This window comes from uncultured Desulfosarcina sp. (assembly GCF_963664155.2).
Taxonomy (GTDB): Bacteria; Desulfobacterota; Desulfobacteria; order Desulfobacterales; family Desulfosarcinaceae; genus Desulfosarcina.
The window spans coordinates 1,313,482-1,330,133 of the sequence record NZ_CAXXXH010000001.1 but is presented as its reverse complement, the minus strand read 5'-3'; the positions used below and the strand labels follow the sequence as shown (position 1 = coordinate 1,330,133).

17 protein-coding genes are annotated in these 16,652 nt (G+C 55.3%); 7 read left to right on the top strand and 10 right to left on the bottom strand.

The window, feature by feature from the left end; all coding sequences use genetic code 11:
- Positions 1-203 precede the first annotated feature (203 nt).
- Positions 204-1,964, bottom strand: a complete 1,761-nt coding sequence (locus ACHZBS_RS05915; RefSeq protein WP_319405599.1) for a B12-binding domain-containing radical SAM protein — start codon at positions 1,962-1,964, stop codon at positions 204-206.
- Between the two features lie 742 nt (positions 1,965-2,706).
- Between ACHZBS_RS05915 and ACHZBS_RS05910 the strand changes: the two genes are divergently transcribed.
- From ACHZBS_RS05910 to ACHZBS_RS05885, 6 genes are all read left to right on the top strand, one after another.
- Positions 2,707-3,168: a substrate-binding periplasmic protein gene (locus ACHZBS_RS05910; protein ID WP_394707967.1), complete on the top strand. Its 462-nt coding sequence runs from the start codon at positions 2,707-2,709 to the stop codon at positions 3,166-3,168.
- Between the two features lie 329 nt (positions 3,169-3,497).
- Positions 3,498-6,134 (top strand): PAS domain S-box protein, encoded by a 2,637-nt coding sequence (locus ACHZBS_RS05905; protein WP_319405598.1) that lies wholly within the window; start codon positions 3,498-3,500, stop codon positions 6,132-6,134.
- Between the two features lie 137 nt (positions 6,135-6,271).
- Positions 6,272-7,045: a hypothetical protein gene (locus ACHZBS_RS05900; protein WP_319405597.1), complete on the top strand. Its 774-nt coding sequence runs from the start codon at positions 6,272-6,274 to the stop codon at positions 7,043-7,045.
- Between the two features lie 127 nt (positions 7,046-7,172).
- Entirely contained in the window at positions 7,173-8,558 is a 1,386-nt protein-coding gene (locus ACHZBS_RS05895; RefSeq protein ID WP_319405596.1) for a pyridoxal-dependent decarboxylase, read from the top strand.
- 62 nt (positions 8,559-8,620) lie between these two features.
- Positions 8,621-9,031, top strand: coding sequence for a GNAT family N-acetyltransferase (locus ACHZBS_RS05890; protein ID WP_319405595.1), 411 nt, complete (start codon positions 8,621-8,623; stop codon positions 9,029-9,031).
- 26 nt (positions 9,032-9,057) lie between these two features.
- The gene (locus ACHZBS_RS05885; RefSeq protein ID WP_319405594.1) at positions 9,058-9,363 is read left to right on the top strand and encodes a putative quinol monooxygenase; all 306 of its coding nucleotides are present in this window, start codon (positions 9,058-9,060) and stop codon (positions 9,361-9,363) included.
- Positions 9,364-9,480: 117 nt separating this feature from the next.
- Here the strand turns inward: ACHZBS_RS05885 and ACHZBS_RS05880 are convergent, their stop codons facing one another.
- Positions 9,481-10,947 (bottom strand): TolC family protein, encoded by a 1,467-nt coding sequence (locus ACHZBS_RS05880; RefSeq protein WP_319405593.1) that lies wholly within the window; start codon positions 10,945-10,947, stop codon positions 9,481-9,483.
- Between the two features lie 591 nt (positions 10,948-11,538).
- On the opposite strand from ACHZBS_RS05880, the gene ACHZBS_RS05875 reads away from it, so the two are divergent.
- The gene (locus tag ACHZBS_RS05875) at positions 11,539-12,219 is read left to right on the top strand and encodes a 4Fe-4S binding protein (RefSeq protein WP_319405592.1); all 681 of its coding nucleotides are present in this window, start codon (positions 11,539-11,541) and stop codon (positions 12,217-12,219) included.
- A gap of 630 nt (positions 12,220-12,849) precedes the next feature.
- Here ACHZBS_RS05875 and ACHZBS_RS05870 read toward each other — a convergent pair.
- The 8 genes from ACHZBS_RS05870 to ACHZBS_RS05835 all read right to left on the bottom strand — a co-directional run bounded on the left by ACHZBS_RS05870 (position 12,850) and on the right by ACHZBS_RS05835 (position 16,631).
- Positions 12,850-13,068, bottom strand: coding sequence for a type II toxin-antitoxin system HicB family antitoxin (locus tag ACHZBS_RS05870; protein ID WP_319405591.1), 219 nt, complete (start codon positions 13,066-13,068; stop codon positions 12,850-12,852).
- 47 nt (positions 13,069-13,115) lie between these two features.
- Complete coding sequence (locus ACHZBS_RS05865) at positions 13,116-13,265, bottom strand: type II toxin-antitoxin system HicA family toxin (protein WP_394707966.1); 150 nt, start codon at positions 13,263-13,265, stop codon at positions 13,116-13,118.
- Between the two features lie 137 nt (positions 13,266-13,402).
- The gene (locus ACHZBS_RS05860) at positions 13,403-14,086 is read right to left on the bottom strand and encodes a DVU0298 family protein (RefSeq protein WP_319405590.1); all 684 of its coding nucleotides are present in this window, start codon (positions 14,084-14,086) and stop codon (positions 13,403-13,405) included.
- 10 nt (positions 14,087-14,096) lie between these two features.
- Positions 14,097-14,444, bottom strand: a complete 348-nt coding sequence (locus tag ACHZBS_RS05855) for a DsrE family protein (RefSeq protein WP_319405589.1) — start codon at positions 14,442-14,444, stop codon at positions 14,097-14,099.
- On the bottom strand, positions 14,441-14,647 hold the full coding sequence (locus tag ACHZBS_RS05850) for a ferredoxin (protein WP_319405588.1): 207 nt from the start codon (positions 14,645-14,647) through the stop codon (positions 14,441-14,443). Before ACHZBS_RS05850 ends, ACHZBS_RS05855 begins: the two co-directional genes overlap by 4 nt.
- 115 nt (positions 14,648-14,762) lie before the next feature.
- The gene (locus ACHZBS_RS05845) at positions 14,763-15,956 is read right to left on the bottom strand and encodes a flavodoxin domain-containing protein (protein ID WP_319405587.1); all 1,194 of its coding nucleotides are present in this window, start codon (positions 15,954-15,956) and stop codon (positions 14,763-14,765) included.
- A gap of 206 nt (positions 15,957-16,162) precedes the next feature.
- Positions 16,163-16,324 (bottom strand): rubredoxin, encoded by a 162-nt coding sequence (gene rd, locus ACHZBS_RS05840; protein ID WP_319405586.1) that lies wholly within the window; start codon positions 16,322-16,324, stop codon positions 16,163-16,165.
- 127 nt (positions 16,325-16,451) lie between these two features.
- Positions 16,452-16,631 carry a rubredoxin gene (locus ACHZBS_RS05835; protein WP_319405585.1) on the bottom strand — a complete coding sequence of 60 codons (180 nt, stop codon included), beginning with the start codon at positions 16,629-16,631 and terminating at the stop codon, positions 16,452-16,454.
- Positions 16,632-16,652: the final 21 nt, after the last annotated feature.

The following is a 16,652-nucleotide window of genomic DNA, read 5'->3' as shown; positions in this document are numbered from 1 at the left end:
GGCGGATGCCCCCAAATCCGGATGGTGCTTCCTCGCTCATTAGCCCATATCCCCCATATCCCCCATATCCTGTTGATCAACCGGACCGCCGGACATTCGCCGCAATGTCCGGAAATTTCCGGACAGACATCCGGAAAATGGGCGATTCCAATACAAGTCGGTTTTTTTTAACATATCCCCAAGTTTTACAACATCCAGTTTGGCTACCTGACCGGTTCTTTAGCGGGTGAGCCCCAGGTTTCGGTTGGATGGATGGACGGCGCCGGCCGCACCCGTGGGGCCGCGGCCGCTTTTTGGCGTGAAACGGCGAGGGCGGCCGGGTTTTTTTCATAAAAGGTTTTGGGTTCGTAAGTCCATCCGGCGGCCAGACGCTTTTCTTCCCGCTGCAAGGCGGTATACAGGTACCGTCCAATCAGCGGCGCGCAGAGTCGGGGCAGCCATCCGAATTCCCGGTAGATCTGTCGGAGCAGCGCGGCCATTTTATCGCCCATGGGCGGGGTTTTCCGGTAATACCGTTTCATGGCCCATACGGCGCCCGCATATACGCTTCGAAGGGGGGATGCCTCTCGGGCCCATCGTTTCCGGATGCGTGCCTGCGGGGCCTTTTTATACCGCTGCCAGCCTTTGAGGAGTGTATCGATCAGGCGGGCAAGGCTCGGACCGTTTACCTCGAAATCCCGTTGAAAGGCATCCAGCAGGAATTCTTCTTCCCGGCCCTGAGAAATGTGGGGATGGCGGAAATTGAAACGGCACTGCCCGTGGGTATCGGCAAGGGGGAATGCGGTTTCCGGGAGCAACGATCCGCCTTTTCGATGGGTTTCAAAAAGCGGTGTGCCGGGCAGCGGCGTGTAGAGCATGAACTGGTGAAATACCGAAGCGTGGCTGACGGCGAAATCGATCACCCGGTCGACGCTTTCCGGCGTATGATTTTCCAGCCCGATGATGGAAGACCCCAGCACACGAATGCCGTGTGATTGAAGCGTTCGAATCAGCTGTCTGGTGTCGATGCCGTTGGTCTTGCGGTAGGCGCTGGCTTCTCCCTCCAGACCCATCCATACATAGGAAATCCCCAACCCAGCGATCTGGTTCAGGGTGTAGGAGGACAACACCCGGGCCGAACTGAACACATACAGGGACCAGCTTTTGTGGTTCGCTTCCATCAATTCCAGCAGTCGAAGGGCTCTTTTGCGGTGAAGCAGAAAGTTCTCGTCCAGCACAAAAAAAGAGCTGACCTTCAGTTTTTTTTCAATATCGACCATGACCGCATAAAGCTCGTCGCCGGTCTCATGGAAATTGATAAAATTCCCCTTGCCGCCGAAAAGGGCGGATGTGGCGCAGAAGTTACAGCCGATCGGGCATCCCACCGAAGGGATCAGGATCGCGGCCGTGTTGCCGTTCTTGTGTTCACGGTGCAGGTGGACGCCGAGTATGCGCGTGCCGTGGGCGGAATGGGTGACCAGATGCCGGATCGGGGCCTTTTCGTCCTGGCCGAGAAACTTCCGGAACCACCGGATGCCTTCGCCTTTGACGATGTGGTCCGCATCGATCCGTTGGCCGAGGTTTTCCATATTGGCGATATGCCCGCCGACGACGATAACGGCCCGGGGAAGATGCCGGCGAATCAGATCGCACATCACCTTTACCTTGCCGATATTCGGAAGGATGCCGCTGATACCAACAATGTCGTAGGAATGTTTGCGCAGCTCATCCGCAAACCGGTCGAGGCTGGGAAAATCGAGCAGGGTGCACGGTGCGTCGATATTGGTCTGAATCATCATCAGACCGAAGCTGCGGTGAAACATTCGCAGGGAGAATCCACCCTGAACGCGGGTGACCTGGTTCTGGTAAAGCTCCATCGGGTTGATGACGCGGCTGCCGTACGCATCGTCCTGTGCATAGGGGCCAAACACGCTGGAGAGTAAAATTCTGGCTTTTGATCCGAGGGGATGTACGGGATGTTGCATCTTTTCTCCAAAAGTAAAGTTCCGTCAACCGCTGCGCGGGGCGATGGCCGTTTCTAAAGCCTCTTGTATAAGGGCGGGACTCCGGTGTACGTTCAGGCAAGCGCGATGTCGAAGGGTTTCCCTCAGAGGGTTTTCGTCATATTAGTCGATGCCGGACGGATAGCAAGGCCCGCGGGGTCCTGTTACAAAAGTATTACCGAATACCCGAGTGGGGGGCGACAGTCTGCTCGATATGGCTACCCAGCATGCTCCGGTGTTTGCCGGGACCAGGTTTCTGATACGGAAGCCCGTCGACGACAAGACGATGCGCCGAAAGGATGCGTCTATAGATGCGTTCGCGGAAATCTGATATGCTGATAAAAAAGGGCGAATCTCCAGAAGGCCAAAATTTACGGATAACTGCATTTTGAGACTCACTTATAGGATCGTCAGTATGAAAGCGGCAGAGTCGGAATGGGTTTCATAATGTCCAACAATTGCAAATCACAAACCCCAAAGGGTGGTCCGACATGGCTGAGAATCCCGATACGCAAAAGACCGATATCCGTCCTGACGGTGGCATTGTTCATGTGGATCGCATCCGGTCTGGGGTGTGAGCCCGCGCCAACACCCACTCCCGCGAGCAGCCCGGTTGCCACCGCAACCCCTCGGGGTGCGAACCTGTCAACGACCCCCATTCGATTGACCAGTGGCGATTGGATCCCCTTATGCCGGGGCGACGTTGCCGCATTTCGGATGTGACTTGTGGGTGGTCGCAGAAGCATTTGCCCTGGAGGGAATCACCGTCGAGTACGGTTTCTTTCCCTGGGCGCGAGCGTTTCCCCAGTCGACAACGAATGACTGGGACGGCACCATCGAATGGGCTGATACCCCCAGGCATCGGGAAACGCATTATGTCAGTGCGGCGTACCTTTCCAAACAAGATTGGGTTTTCTTTTATTGCCAGGATAGACCCTTTGACTGGGATAATATAGAGGACCTGAAAGGCAAGGTCATCGGGCTGACGATTGGATATGCCTACAGCGATATATTTGACGCCTTAAGGCAGTCGGAACGAGCCATTTTTGATGAAGCCCCCAATGATGAATTAAACTTCAGGAAATTGCTGGCCGGGCGTATTGATATTTTTCCAATAGAACGGCGGGTGGGGTATACGATCATGGCTAAGATTTTCTCTGAAGAGGAGCGGGCGAAGATAACCTAACACCCTAAACCGATAGACGAGTTCCTGCCTTGCCTGTTGTTATCTAAAAAACAACCGCAGAACGAACAACGAATGGAATTATTCAATCGTGGCTTTAACCGGTTGCAGGAAAGTGGACGATATGCGGAGATTATGAAAACGTGCGCTCCTTGTGGAATCGAATGACCGCCCGTTATCGTTTTTGCATTTTCACCATTATTCTGCTAATCGCTAAGCATCGGCGATCTATATATTCTTTTCAACCAGAAGGTTGACCCTTAACCGGCAGACGCCGATCTTTCCCGCCAAACCATTGATTTTTGTTTCGATGAGGCAAATGGAGCTTGTTTATGAGCACTCCGGGAAGTAAAAGAAACGCAGAGCGGCTGCGGGTGCTTCCGGCCGGCATCCTCGACGCCATGCGTGAGCCAGCCGCCGTCCTGGACACCAGCCTCCGCATCCTCAACGCCGGACCTGCCTTCTGCCGTTTTTGGGGTCGCTCCCCGGACCAAACCGAAGGCCGAAGGCTTGATGAACTCACGGAGCAGTTGTCGGCGCCCACGCTTAATGAAATTTTTGCTCCACTCCTTGGATCCTCTGCCGGCCCGGATCATGAAACGCCGGAAGTGGCGTTTGATCTTTCCGGCTCCCTGCCAATGCGCATGAGCGCCCGTCGGATCGATGCGGAAGGCAATGCACCGGGCTTCATTCTTCTCACCCTTGCCGATCCTGCCGACGGCGGCAGGACTGCGACAGTCCCGGGTAATGAGGATGAAAGGCGCTTCCGGATTTTGGCCGACGCCGCCTTCGAAGGCATCGCGTTCACCCGGAAGGGTACGTTTGTCGATCTCAACGATCGGCTCGCCCGAATGCTGGGATACCGCCGTGACGAATTGATCGGGTCGCCAGTGGCGGACTGTGTAGCGCTTGAGGATCGTTCACGGGTGACCGCATTCATGGCCGAAGGCAGGCTGGAACCTTACGAACATCTGGCACTGCGCAAGGACGGAACGACGTTTCCCGTGCAAATCCGGGTGCGCGCGTCTATTATCGATGGCCGTGAGACCCGCATTACAGCCATCCGCGACATCACCGAACGCAAAAAGGCCGAAGAAGCCCTGGCCCTGACCCAGTTCACCATCGACCGGGCGTCGCTCGGCTGCTCCTGGATCCGCCGGGACGGACGTTTTTTCTATGTCAACGATCATATCTGCCGGTCGCTGGGCTACAGCCGGCAGGAATTGCTGCAGATGTCGGTGATGGACATCGACCCCGGGTTCGATATGCAAATCTGGGACGATTACTGGACCCTGCTTCTCCGGGACAATGTCCGCACTTTTGAAACCAACCATCAGCGCAAAGACGGGACCATCTTCCCCGTCGAGATCACGGCCAACTACGTAGCCTTCGGCGGTATGGACTACAGCTGCGCCTTCTCGACCGACATTTCCGAAAGAAAACGCGTGCAAGAGACGCTGCTGCGATCTCAGTTCTCCATTGACCGGGCGTCGGAGGCGATTTTCTGGATGGGCCGCGAAGGCGATTTTCTCTATGTCAACGATCAGGCCTGCCGCTCCCTGGGGTACACCCGGGAGGAGTTGATGGGGCTTCACCTGTGGGACATCGACCCCCACTTTCCCAAAGAGCGCTGGCAGATTCAATGGCAGGAGATGATGGTGGCCGGAAATCGCATTTTTGAAACCATCCACCGGCGCAAAGACGGTACCGACTTTCCGGTCGAAATATCTTCCAATCATATCATGTATAACCAAACGGAGCATCACCATGTCGCCTTCGTCCGGGACATCTCCTATCGAAAGCGGGCGGAGGCCGAACAGTCCAAATTAGAAGCCCAGCTCCATCAGGCCCAGAAAATGGAATCCATTGGGCGACTGGCCGGCGGGGTGGCCCACGACTTCAACAACATGCTCGGTGTCATTCTGGGTTATGCGGACCTGATCAAAGCCGATCTTGCCACGGACCCTCCGCTCCTGAAAAAAGTGCTGGAAATCGAAAAAGCGGCCAAACATTCGCGGGACATCACCACCCAGCTTCTGGCATTTTCCCGCAAACAGGTCGTTTCGCCGCAGGTGCTGAACCTGAATGCCCGGATTCGCGACCTGCAGAAGACCCTTGCCCGACTGATCGGGGAAGACATCGATTTGCAGGTTTTCGCCGGAGATGGTCTCTGGACGGTCAGGTTCGACCCGATCCAGATCGAACAGATTCTTATCAACCTGGCGGTCAATGCCCGGGATGCCATGCCGGGCGGTGGCAAGCTGACCATCGAAACGGTGAATAACCGGATAGACGAGGCCTACTGCCAGGAGCATGCGGGATTCATCCCCGGTGATTTTGTCCGGTTGTCGATGAGCGACAACGGATCCGGAATGGAGCCGGAAACGCTCGCCCATGTCTTCGAGCCTTTTTTCACGACCAAGGAGGTGGGAAAAGGAACGGGTCTCGGGCTCGCCACCGTCTACGGCATCGTCAAGCAGGGTGGCGGTTTCATTAACGCTTACAGCGAACCCGGCCAGGGCACCACGTTTACCATCTACCTTCCCAGGGAAGATGAAGACGGTACCCTCGTTGCACCATCGGATGAGGTGTCGATGGCTGCCGGCAAAGAAACGGTGCTTCTGGTGGAAGACGACGAGATGGTGCGGGTGATGACCCGGACAATGCTCGAACGCATCGGCTACACGGTCCTGGCGGTGTCGACGCCGGAGGCGGCCCTGGCTTTTTTTGAAGGCGATGGCCCGACGGCGGATCTGCTGATGACTGACGTGGTCATGCCGGTAATGAACGGCAAGGAACTGCATGACCGGATTGCTGCCATTCGGCCTGACATCAAGACGCTTTTCATGTCCGGTTACACGGCCAACGTGATCGTCCAGCACGGTGTGCTGGACGAGGGCGTCAATTTCATCCAGAAGCCATTCAGCATGGACCATTTGGCGCGAATGGTCCGCAAGGCGCTTACCTAAAGGACGACACGCCGAACCGGAATCCACCCACCCCAATCAGATGGATCGATCCCTCGTGACCGCAATCGGTGCCCCTTTCCAATGCAAGGGGTGACGGGGGCATTTACCAGGCGTCCTTAAATGCAAGGAGGTGATCAATGGATATCATGATTCCGCTCTCTGTGGGCAGCTTCGTCCTCATACTTGCCATGCTGGTGCTCATTCGTGCCAAGAACAGCCGCTTCGAGGTGAAACCGGCCGACATTGTCGTCGCAGTTGTACCGGTCATTGTCTTTCTTTTGGTTACCGGCAAGTTGCAGAAATTCGAGATCGGAGAAGGTGGGGTAAAGATTGAGACGGCTTTCGTCAAAGCGTCAACATCTGCGATTGCGTCCCAAATAACGCCCCTTACGGGGCTGCCCGCTGAACCCCTGGAGATCGATGAAAAGAGGGCCGTGGGGGAAATTCCGAGGCTTATTGAGCACAAGACCGAAGGGTTGCTGTTCCGACTTGGCCATGGCGGCTACTATGGGCCAGCCATTCAAGAGTACCTGATACAGCTCACCAGGGAGCCCTTCCTGAATTACCTGATTTTCGAAAACCCGGATGGAACCTTTTTCGGGATGGCCAATGCGCGAGGGCTCACCGCCGTTTTCGAGACGCAACGTCCGCCCTTCACTCCAAAGGATTTCGCCGAGTGGCTGAACCGGGGCAACCGGGAGGCGCTCTCCCGATTGCCCGGATTCATTGGATCTCAGAATGCGTTGAACAAACTGACCGATAAGCGCCGGGCACTGCAAAAAATGGAGGCGCTCAACATGGACACGCTGCCGGTGGTGCAGGAAAAAGAGCGCTTCGCAGGCATCGTCAACCGCTCGCGTCTGACTGCAAGCCTGCTAATTGACGTGGCTAATAATTTAGAGCGTAAATAGTGGACGGTGGTGTGTCCGGCGACCACAGAAATTCTGTTCAGATGAACCCCGTTGCTGTGGTTTTCAACCGTATGATGCCTGTCGAACGCTCCGGCACGATTAACACAGGGGACGCTGGTGGTGAAAAATGAAAACATCGGACTTACACGCTCGCATGCGCGGGGAACGGGATAGCAAGGCACTCCTCGATCAGGCCAGACAATATGCTTTCGAATATATCGATGCCATTGAGCAACGGGCGGTTTTTCCCGATGAAAAGGCCATCGAAAACCTGGGTCGATTCGACGAGCCGCTGCCGGAACATTGGCAATCCGGAGCCGGCACCCTGGAACTGCTCAACGCCTACGGCGCCCCGGCCACGGTGGCCCAGACCGGTGGACGATACTTCGGTTTCGTCAACGGCGGAGTGGTTCCCACTGCCCTGGCCGCCCGCTGGATGGCGGATGCCTGGGACCAGAATCCCGCCCTGTACGTGATTTCCCCGGTTGTCGGCAAACTGGAGCAGGTCTGCGACAACTGGCTGCGCGACCTGCTGGAACTGCCCCATGGCACCGTGGCCGGCTATGTCAGCGGCTCTTCCACGGCGACCCTGTGCGGCCTGGCCGCGGCCCGCTATGAGTTGCTCAGACGGCTGGATTGGGATGTCAATGCCCGCGGCCTTTTCGGTGCCCCACCGATCCGGGTGATCGTCAGCGAACAGGCGCATAGCTCGGTGTTCAAGGCCCTGGCATTGCTGGGACTGGGCAAAGATCGTATCGAACGCGTGCCGGCAGACAGGCAGGGCCGGATCGTTGCCTCCCGGATTCCTGTTCTGGACGGCCGATGCCTGCTGATCCTCCAGGCGGGCAACGTCAACACCGGCGCTTTCGATGCATTTGAGGAGATCTGCGACCCGGCTAAAAAAAATGATGCCTGGGCGCACGTGGACGGCGCTTTCGGGCTGTGGGTGAAAGCATCCCCGGCACGAAAAGCGCTGGCACAGGGCGTCGAACTGGCCGATTCATGGTCCGTGGACGGCCACAAGACCCTGAACACGCCCTATGACTGCGGCATTGTGTTGTGCCGGCAGCGGGACTCCCTGACGGCCGCCATGCAGGCCAGCGGTGCCTATATCCAGTACAGCGAGCATCGGGACGGGATGATGCATGTCCCCGAAATGTCCCGCCGCGCCCGGGCCGTCGACCTGTGGGCGACCCTCCGGTACCTGGGCAGAAATGGCGTTGCCGAACTGATCGACGGGATGTGCGAGCGCGCCGCGCAATTTGCCGAACGGCTGGCCGCCCGCCGGTTTCGCATACTCAACGCGGTGGTCTTCAACCAGGTCCTGGTGGCTGCGGACACCCCCGAACAGACCCGGGAAATACTGGCGAATATCCAGGCGTCAGGTGTCTGCTGGTGCGGCGGAACGCAATGGGACAACAAACCGGCCATTCGCATCAGTGTCAGTTCATGGGCCACCACCTCCGAGGATGTGGATCGGTCCGTGGACGCTTTCGTTGAGGCGCGATCATAAGTCATGTCTTCCGATACCGATGGCCGATGAAGCCAAATGAAGGCCAAAACAGAGTCAGTGAGATGATACAATACCAGATCAACGCGAAGATTACCCCCGGGCAGTTTGTGGACATTCTCCAGCGATCCGGCCTGGCGGAGCGGCGTCCGGTCGATGATGCGGCGTGCATTGCCGGAATGGTGGCGAACGGAAATCTGACGGTCACGGCGTGGAATGGAGAGACCCTTTTGGGAATCGCCCGATCCGTTACGGATTTTTATTACTGCTGCTATCTTTCCGATCTTGCCGTTGACCGCGATTATCAGCGGCAGGGCATTGGCAGGGAGCTGATTGCCCGGACCCGGGCGGAACTGGGTCAACGCTGCTCGATCATTTTGCTGTCAGCCCCCAAGGCGGTTGATTATTATCCGCGTATCGGCTTGGAAAGGCATCCGCAGGCGTGGGTGCTGGAGCGGAAAATGCAGATAATCTAACAGAACATCATTGATGGAGAATCTTAATGATTCATGTCATTGCATCGATTCATGTGAAAGCCGGAAGGGTTCCCGAATTTCTTGAGATATTCAATTCGAATGTGCCCAACGTCAAAGGTGAGAAAGGGTGCATCGACTATGTCCCGACCGTTGATGTGGACGCCGGGTTGCCGCCTCAGTCCCTGAACGAAAACAGGGTCACCGTTATCGAGACGTGGGCGAGCCTGGAAGCCCTTCACGCGCACCTGAAATCACCTCACATGCGGGTTTACCGGGAGCAGGTCAAGGACCTCGTGACGGACGTTTCCCTCAATGTCCTCGAAGAGGCATAAATTTGCAGTGAATGAGGATCAAAGTCCCCGCTTCAAGCTTGATTGAACACCTTGCCAGCAAGGGGGTGAACCGCATCATGGATGTTGCTGCCTATCTGGGGCTTTCCCTTCATCGGTTTACCCCTCCTGGACGCTGCTCTCACGGCTGCCGGTCCAGTGGCCGATGGCCCGGGCGATCTGGGCGCGGGCTTTTTCACGGTCGAAATAAGCGGCGGTTTCACTCATTCTGGAACGGCTGTAGGCCAGTTCGGCTTCCAGGTAGCGGGTGATGTCCGCCGATCCGCCCTCGTATTGGCGCTTGACCAGCTCATAGGTCTCCTTGGCTGTTCGTACATTGGACGCCGTTACTTTCAACCGCTCCTCGGCTTCATTGAGGTTGAGGTAGGCTCTTTTGACGTCGAACTTAACGGCCAACAGGGTCTTTCGGTCGGCGGCCATGGTTTCCTGCAGTTGGGACAGGGCCTCGGCCCGGTCGCCTGCCGTGGCAAACCCGTCGAAGATCTTCCAGTTCAGGTAGAGGCCGGCAGTCCAGTTGTCCCGGTTGGCGCTGTATTTCATGTCAGGGTCGTCAGCATAATAGCGGGTCATGAAATCCACCTGGGGCAGGTAACCGGCCCGGGAGGCATCCACGGCCATTTTTGACCGGCGCAGTTTTTCGCGGACGCTGGCCAGTTCGGGCCGATGGATCAGGGCGTAGTCCAGTGCCGAAAAAGGGTCATCGGGGATATCGACGGCATAGGCCTGCGCATCGACGACACCGAAAGGCACATCGGGCTCCACACCAAGAATTTCTGCCAGAGCGGCCTTGGCCAGGCGCTGCCGGTTGCGGCTCTGGACGAGAACTTCTTCGGTTTCCGCCATGCGCACCCGCAGGGAAAGCAAATCGGTTTTCAGGGCGCCACCCGCTTGAAATCGGACCTCCATGATGCGCAGCTGGGACCGGGTCGATTCCACGGATTCTTCAGCCACGGTGGTGAAGTTGGCCGCGGCGAGGATATCGTAGTAGGCACCGATGGCCGTGGCCATAACCTGGTTTTCGATGCCGTCGCGGTCCAGTTGAGAAATGGTCAGGCCGGTCTTGGCCATTTCCCGGTTGAGGCCGTCTCTGCCGCCGTTGAACAGGTTGATGCCGGCGCTGACACCGCTTTCAAAATTCTCGAACCATCCCGGGGCGTTGAAATCGGTGCCCGGGGGCAGTTTGCGCTGGTCGATGGATTTGAACAGATAGGCCGAGGGGGCATCACCCTGCAGGTATTCGGAGTAGACATTGATTTGGGGATAGAAGGGGGCGGCTGATTTTTCCAGCATTGCCCGGGCCCGTTCGATGCGGGCCACGGCCATCAGCAGATCCGGGTTGTTGGCTTGGGCGATGTCGAGCATATCCTGCAATGTCAAATTGCTGTTGACGGCACAGGTGGCAGGGGGCGTGTCGGCCGCCTGCGATTTGCCTAAATTACAGGCCATGTCGGCATACTCGGTTTTGATGGTGTCATAGCGGTAGGCATCTTTCGATGCACATCCGATTACCGTTGCCGCGCACACCAGGGTGCAAACCAGCGTGGTCAGGACCGGGGAACGTGGCATTCCTTCCTCCTCATGGCTGATGGTCGGGTATCTCGTTTCAATATCCAATTAGAGCCCTATTTCGCTTTCAGGTTACCGACCCATTGCTCCCGTTGTCGAAAAAGGGCAAATGCCCAAAATTTTGCCCAGCGGCCGGATCATGATTTCTGGCATTGGTACTTGTGGTTGTTTATCAGGGTGGAACCGTGGACTGAAAACCGGCGCTATCACCCACGGTCAAGCACCGGTGCGAATCGACATGGCTTGCCGTTGCAACATTGCCCGGCATGTTTTGATTCGGCTTATGATAACGTTGCCGCCGGGTAGATGCAAGCCTGAATTGGCTGCGCTGGGGTCGGAATTATCGAGGATCGTGCATTATTTCGATTTCCGATTTTAGTCCTTTGCAGACGGGGCACCAATCGACGAAGGTGGATGGGATTCGGGATTTATTGGTTGATATATTTCCGTTTTTTTTCTCTAATGGCTCGGCGTTGTCACTACTTGTCTTATCTCCCTGCATTTTATAAAAAATGGAAACAGCTGCACAGGCCTGCTTGCGTTGGTCGACAGGCAGCATTGGCTGCAATAATATAAACGAGGATGTACAAGATGATGAAAGAATATTATATCGCTGATCCTTTTTTAGAGAAAAGACTTGTCAACTACGACAAATGGCTAAACAAAGGGCAAATTTCAGCATCTTCAAAAGTCATCCCCGTTTCAGAGTCAGTTAGTACAAAACAATGGGTATTGCCGACAGAGCAGGTTAGGGAGATACTTACAAATGCTAGCTCGGTCGCAGTTCAGGATTGTGAATGCAGAACCCATTATAAAAGATGTGACAAACCTTTGGAAGTCTGTTTTCTACTGAATAAAGTTGGAGATAAGTTTGTTTCAAAAGGTAAAGCGCGTCATGTCTCTTTGACTGAAGCGACTGATATTTTAAAAAAAGCTAACGAAAACGGGCTGATCCATCTTGCTTTATTCATGCCTGACCACGAAATCTTTGCATTATGTAGCTGCTGTTTCTGTTGTTGTCATGAATTGCAGATAGTAAAGCTTACCAAACGAAAAGAGTTAATGGTTCATTCTGAATATGTAGCGGCTACAAATACTGACATTTGTATCCACTGTGGCGAATGTGTCGATAGATGCTTCTTTGATGCACGGATATTCAATGACGAACACTTGGAATACCATCCTGAAGCATGCTTTGGATGTGGTCTTTGCGTTACGGTTTGCCCTGTCGATGCAACAACCATGATATTAAGAGAAGCAAAAACCGCTTAAGGAAATGTTAATAGGCCAATCAATCACTGCACTGGATTTTTATTCCGCAGCGCTACATAAAAATCAGTGAGTTTAACATTAGCGCGCCAGGCGAAGATTGGTGCATCTTGCAGGGTGCCAGTCTCTGTCGGATAAGGATTAGCCATCCACCCGTATCGAGTGTTGCGCCTGTGGCGGAGCAGGCAAGGGGGAGGATCTGACGGAAGCACGCAGCCTGCAAAGGAGAAACTCTTGCCGAACATTTAGGGCTGGATAAACACGAGCAAACCTCACTGCGGGGAGTAGCAACTGGATCTTGTAACGGGTAACTGCGAAGGTTTGCGCGGAAGCGAGTGCAACCGAAGAACCGGATGTGGGAGAACCGCACGTCCGGGTCTGTGCGGGGGTGCCGGGTAACCGGCTTTCCTACCGCGAGATCCATTTGGGGCGAATACTATGCCGGTGGCTGCAATTGGTTTGAATGAATGGCGTTCTGCGCGAGATGAACAAGAAATGAGGACCTTGACATTCCCCGTTTTTTGCAGCCGCATCAATTTGCTTAAGGGACATCTCTGGTAAAGTAATATTGACCCTTACTGTGCGAGGTTTGGTGTCCGGAATAGAAACAACCAAATAGGCGACGGCATCAGCTTAATCCGTATCAGCATTGATATCTTCGAGTTTGGATGGAGACGGCAATTGCTCGCCGTCTTCAATTATTCCTTTACTATGGAGGGCAAGGGCCTCTTGGGCCAGGTGCTTGGCTTCATCAACGGTTTGTCCCGCGGTAACACATCCAGGAAAGTCTGGAAAAGATATGCCAAAATCGGTTTTGTCCTCTTTATGAACGATAGCTATATAATTTGCCATGATATCGCCTCACTTGAACTTAAGCCCCGACTGGCGCTCGATGCTTTTTATGTGTTGATCGGTATATCCCTTTTAGGGTGCGGTACGGTAACTCGCCCCTTTCCCTGTGGATGCCGGAATTGGGTATGAGAACCAACTTTAACGACTTCATACCAGCCATTTTGTTTGAGAAACCGGATGATTTCCCGGCTGTCCATAGTGGGTATCGATACACATCAAAGAGGGGCTTGCCAATATACATAAGGTTTCGGATAATCTTGCCTTTCACTCGGATGGCAATTCCGCTGCACGCCCTTCTTCTCCGCAAACCATTGGTCGAATGGCGCCGACGAGGTCAGGCGTCAATCCCCGTGGCGGCCAGAGCTGCTGCGGCAAGGTCGGCGACGGTGGTCTGTGTCATGCGCATCTGCCGGTAGAGTCGCAGGGGCGCCTTATCGGACAGCCGGGCTTTTAGAAGCGGGCGCAGGCTACCGTCAATAAGGGGACCGGCCCCCCAGATCGCCGTGCCTCGCAGGCAGGGGTCGGGTGAATCGAAAAATGCGGTCAGAAAAGGGGCGGCCGTTTTCGCCAACACCGGCCGGGCGTGGGCCAGCCGTCCCACGCCCCACAACGATCCTCGCTGGAGCAATTCGTGTTCGAGGAAATTGCCATCCGGATTGATATAGGAAATCAGGATGGAGGCAAACTCGCCCGCCAGACCGGCATGGACGGCGGTGATTTCACCCATGGCTTCGGGTGATCCCCAGCCGATGCCGCCGGACTCGTCGTTCAGGTTCCACATGAGCCGGCGCATCACCACCCGCGCCGATTCCATGGCGGTGTCGGCCAAATGGCCAACCACCGAACCCATGGCCGATACGGCTCGCCAGCGGATTACTTCGTCTCCCGAATAAAATAGAGAGAAGAGGGGATTGACTGCCTGGCGACCGGGGATCGACCGGATGGTTTCCAGGGCGTCTTTGAAATCGTCCTGTCCAAGCAGCTGCACGATGCGGGCTTTAAGTTCACGGTTGCCCATGATTTCATCCCTAAAAGGAGATGACCTCGAATCCCTCTTCCATATAGCGGGACATGGAGGGGTGGCCGGACATGTCGTCAAGCAGGGCCAGACCCTGATCGACGGCTTCATCCATGGTACCCATTTTGAGGGCGCACCCCTTGCATACCCCTTCCACGATACCCTGGGATTTGGCCTTCTCCCACAGCTTGTGAAGGGGATTTTCCTGTTGGGCCAGTTTGGGCAGAAGGGCGGTGGCCGCCCCCTCCACGATGATACGGCCGTCCATACCCTTTGCCTTCAGGTCCAGCCCGTTGAGCAGTACATGGATGAAACAGACCGGGTCCCCGTTAAAAACGAAAAGTGCGACTTTCTTCATGCTTCCTCACTATTTTGATCTTCCCAGCTGATGCTGTTTTCAGGGCAGTATTTGATGGCCTCGTTCACCGTCTCCTCGGGATAGGCGTCCAGCTCGATGACCTCAATGTATCCGGCATCGTTTTCGCGAAACACTTCCGGACAGACGGCCACGCAGCCCATGCACAGGCTGCACGTACCGATATCGACGACGGGTATTTTCATAAAACACGCTTTTGAACATCCAACATCGAACATTGAACGTTGAACTTCGAATAGGGTGCCCGCTTCGTTCGGGCAGTTTTTAAATAGTCGGCATTCGACGGTGGACGTTGGATGTTCACAGCAGTTTGGCGTTTACGGCGTCGCCGATTTTTTTGCCGTATTCGATGCAGGCGTCGATACCGGCGCCATCGGGAACGTACTGAAGCCTGGGGCCCGGTTCGATCATCGTGAACTTCATGGCCTCCAGTTCCGCTGTTACCAGCTTCACCGATTCGCCGCTCCAGCCATAGGAGCCAAAGGCGCCGCCGATCCGGTTCTCCGGTTTGAGCCCCTTCATGTAAACCAGTACGTCGGCTACCGTGGGGAACATCTGGTTGTTCAGGGTGGGCGAGCCCACTACCACGGCCGCCGCATCCAGCACCTCGGTCATGATGTCGCTGCGATGGGAACTGCGAATGTGGATGGGCTTGACCTTGACGCCGGTGAGAGAGATGCCTTCGGCAATGGCGTTGGCCATGGCTTCGGTGCTTTTCCACATGGTGTCATAGATAACCACCGCCTTCTTTTCCTGCTCCTGCCGGCTCCATTTCAGGTACGCGTCGATGATCCTGCCGGGGCCTTGGCGCCAGATGACGCCATGATCCGGACAGATCATGTCGATCTGGATGCCCGAGGCCACCACTTTTTCCAGCAGCTTCAGAATGCGGGGCGCATAAAGCAAAAGGATGTTGGCATAGTATTTCTTGGCTTGCACCATGAGGTCCGTGCCGGCCTGGTCGTCGAATTTGTCGAACCCGGCGTAGTGCTGACCGAAGCCGTCACTGGAAAAGAGGATGTGATTCTCCTTCAGGTAGGTAAACATGCTGTCCGGCCAGTGGATCATGCGGGTTTCCATGAAGGCCAGGGTGCGCTTTCCCAGGGTGAGCTCCTCGCCATCCTCGACGGGGTGGTAGTTCCAGGCGTTGGGAAAATGGCTGGCCAAATTTTTTCCGCCCATCTTGGAGCAGTAAAGCGGTTTATCCTCGCCCACCCGGTGCATGATGCGCGGCAGCGCCCCCGAATGGTCCATCTCGGTATGGTTGCTGACCACCACGTCGATCTTTTTGGGATCGATAATCTGGGAGATATTGCCGATCAGCTGGTCGGCAAAAGGGGCTTTCACCGTGTCGATGAGAGCGATCTTCTCGTCCACGACCAGATAGGCGTTGTAGCTGGTTCCCCGATCGGTGGAGTAGCCGTGAAAATCTCTGATGTTCCAGTCGATGACGCCAACATCATAGACGCCGTCTGCAATTTTAGTCGGTTTCATGTTCGGTTTCCTGTTGCCGTTTTTATCTGCCCATCATGGGCGGCGTTGTGGACCAGCGCCGGTCGATATGGCCAGACGGATCTGGTCGACCGGGTGTTCCGGTCCTGGAGGGGTTGATCCATAATCGAGATGCCCTTTTCCCATGAACAGAAAAAGGGCATCCGGAACCAGTCGAAAAAAAGAACGCTTGGAAAGGACCGAGCGAATTATTCTTCCTTTTCGAAATCGTCTTTACTCGCTCCGCACACCGGGCATACCCAGTCTCCGGGAACATCTTTCCACTTGGTGCCGGGAGCCACGCCATTGTCCGGGTCGCCTGCTTCGGGATCATAAACATAGCCGCAAAGGGTGCATACATACCTGTCCATTGTTACCTCCATAAATTATGCATTAATTGTTAAAGGTGCCGCCATGGGTGATGCATTCATGTTTTAAAAGAGGGTGTCTCTCTCTACCATGAAGAACCTGGCGGTGTCTAATCGAAATTGACGACGATTATCCTAAAGGTTTGAACATCTTTTTTCCGGCACCGCAGATGGGGCACTTCCAGTCGTCGGGCAGCTCGTCAAACGACGTTCCCTTGGCGATCTTGCCTTTACGGTCGCCCTTATCGGGATTGTAAATATACCCGCAGCTGGCGGTCTGGCACTGATACATTTCATGGGGCTCGGCCATTTTTAACTCCTTTTCTTTCAA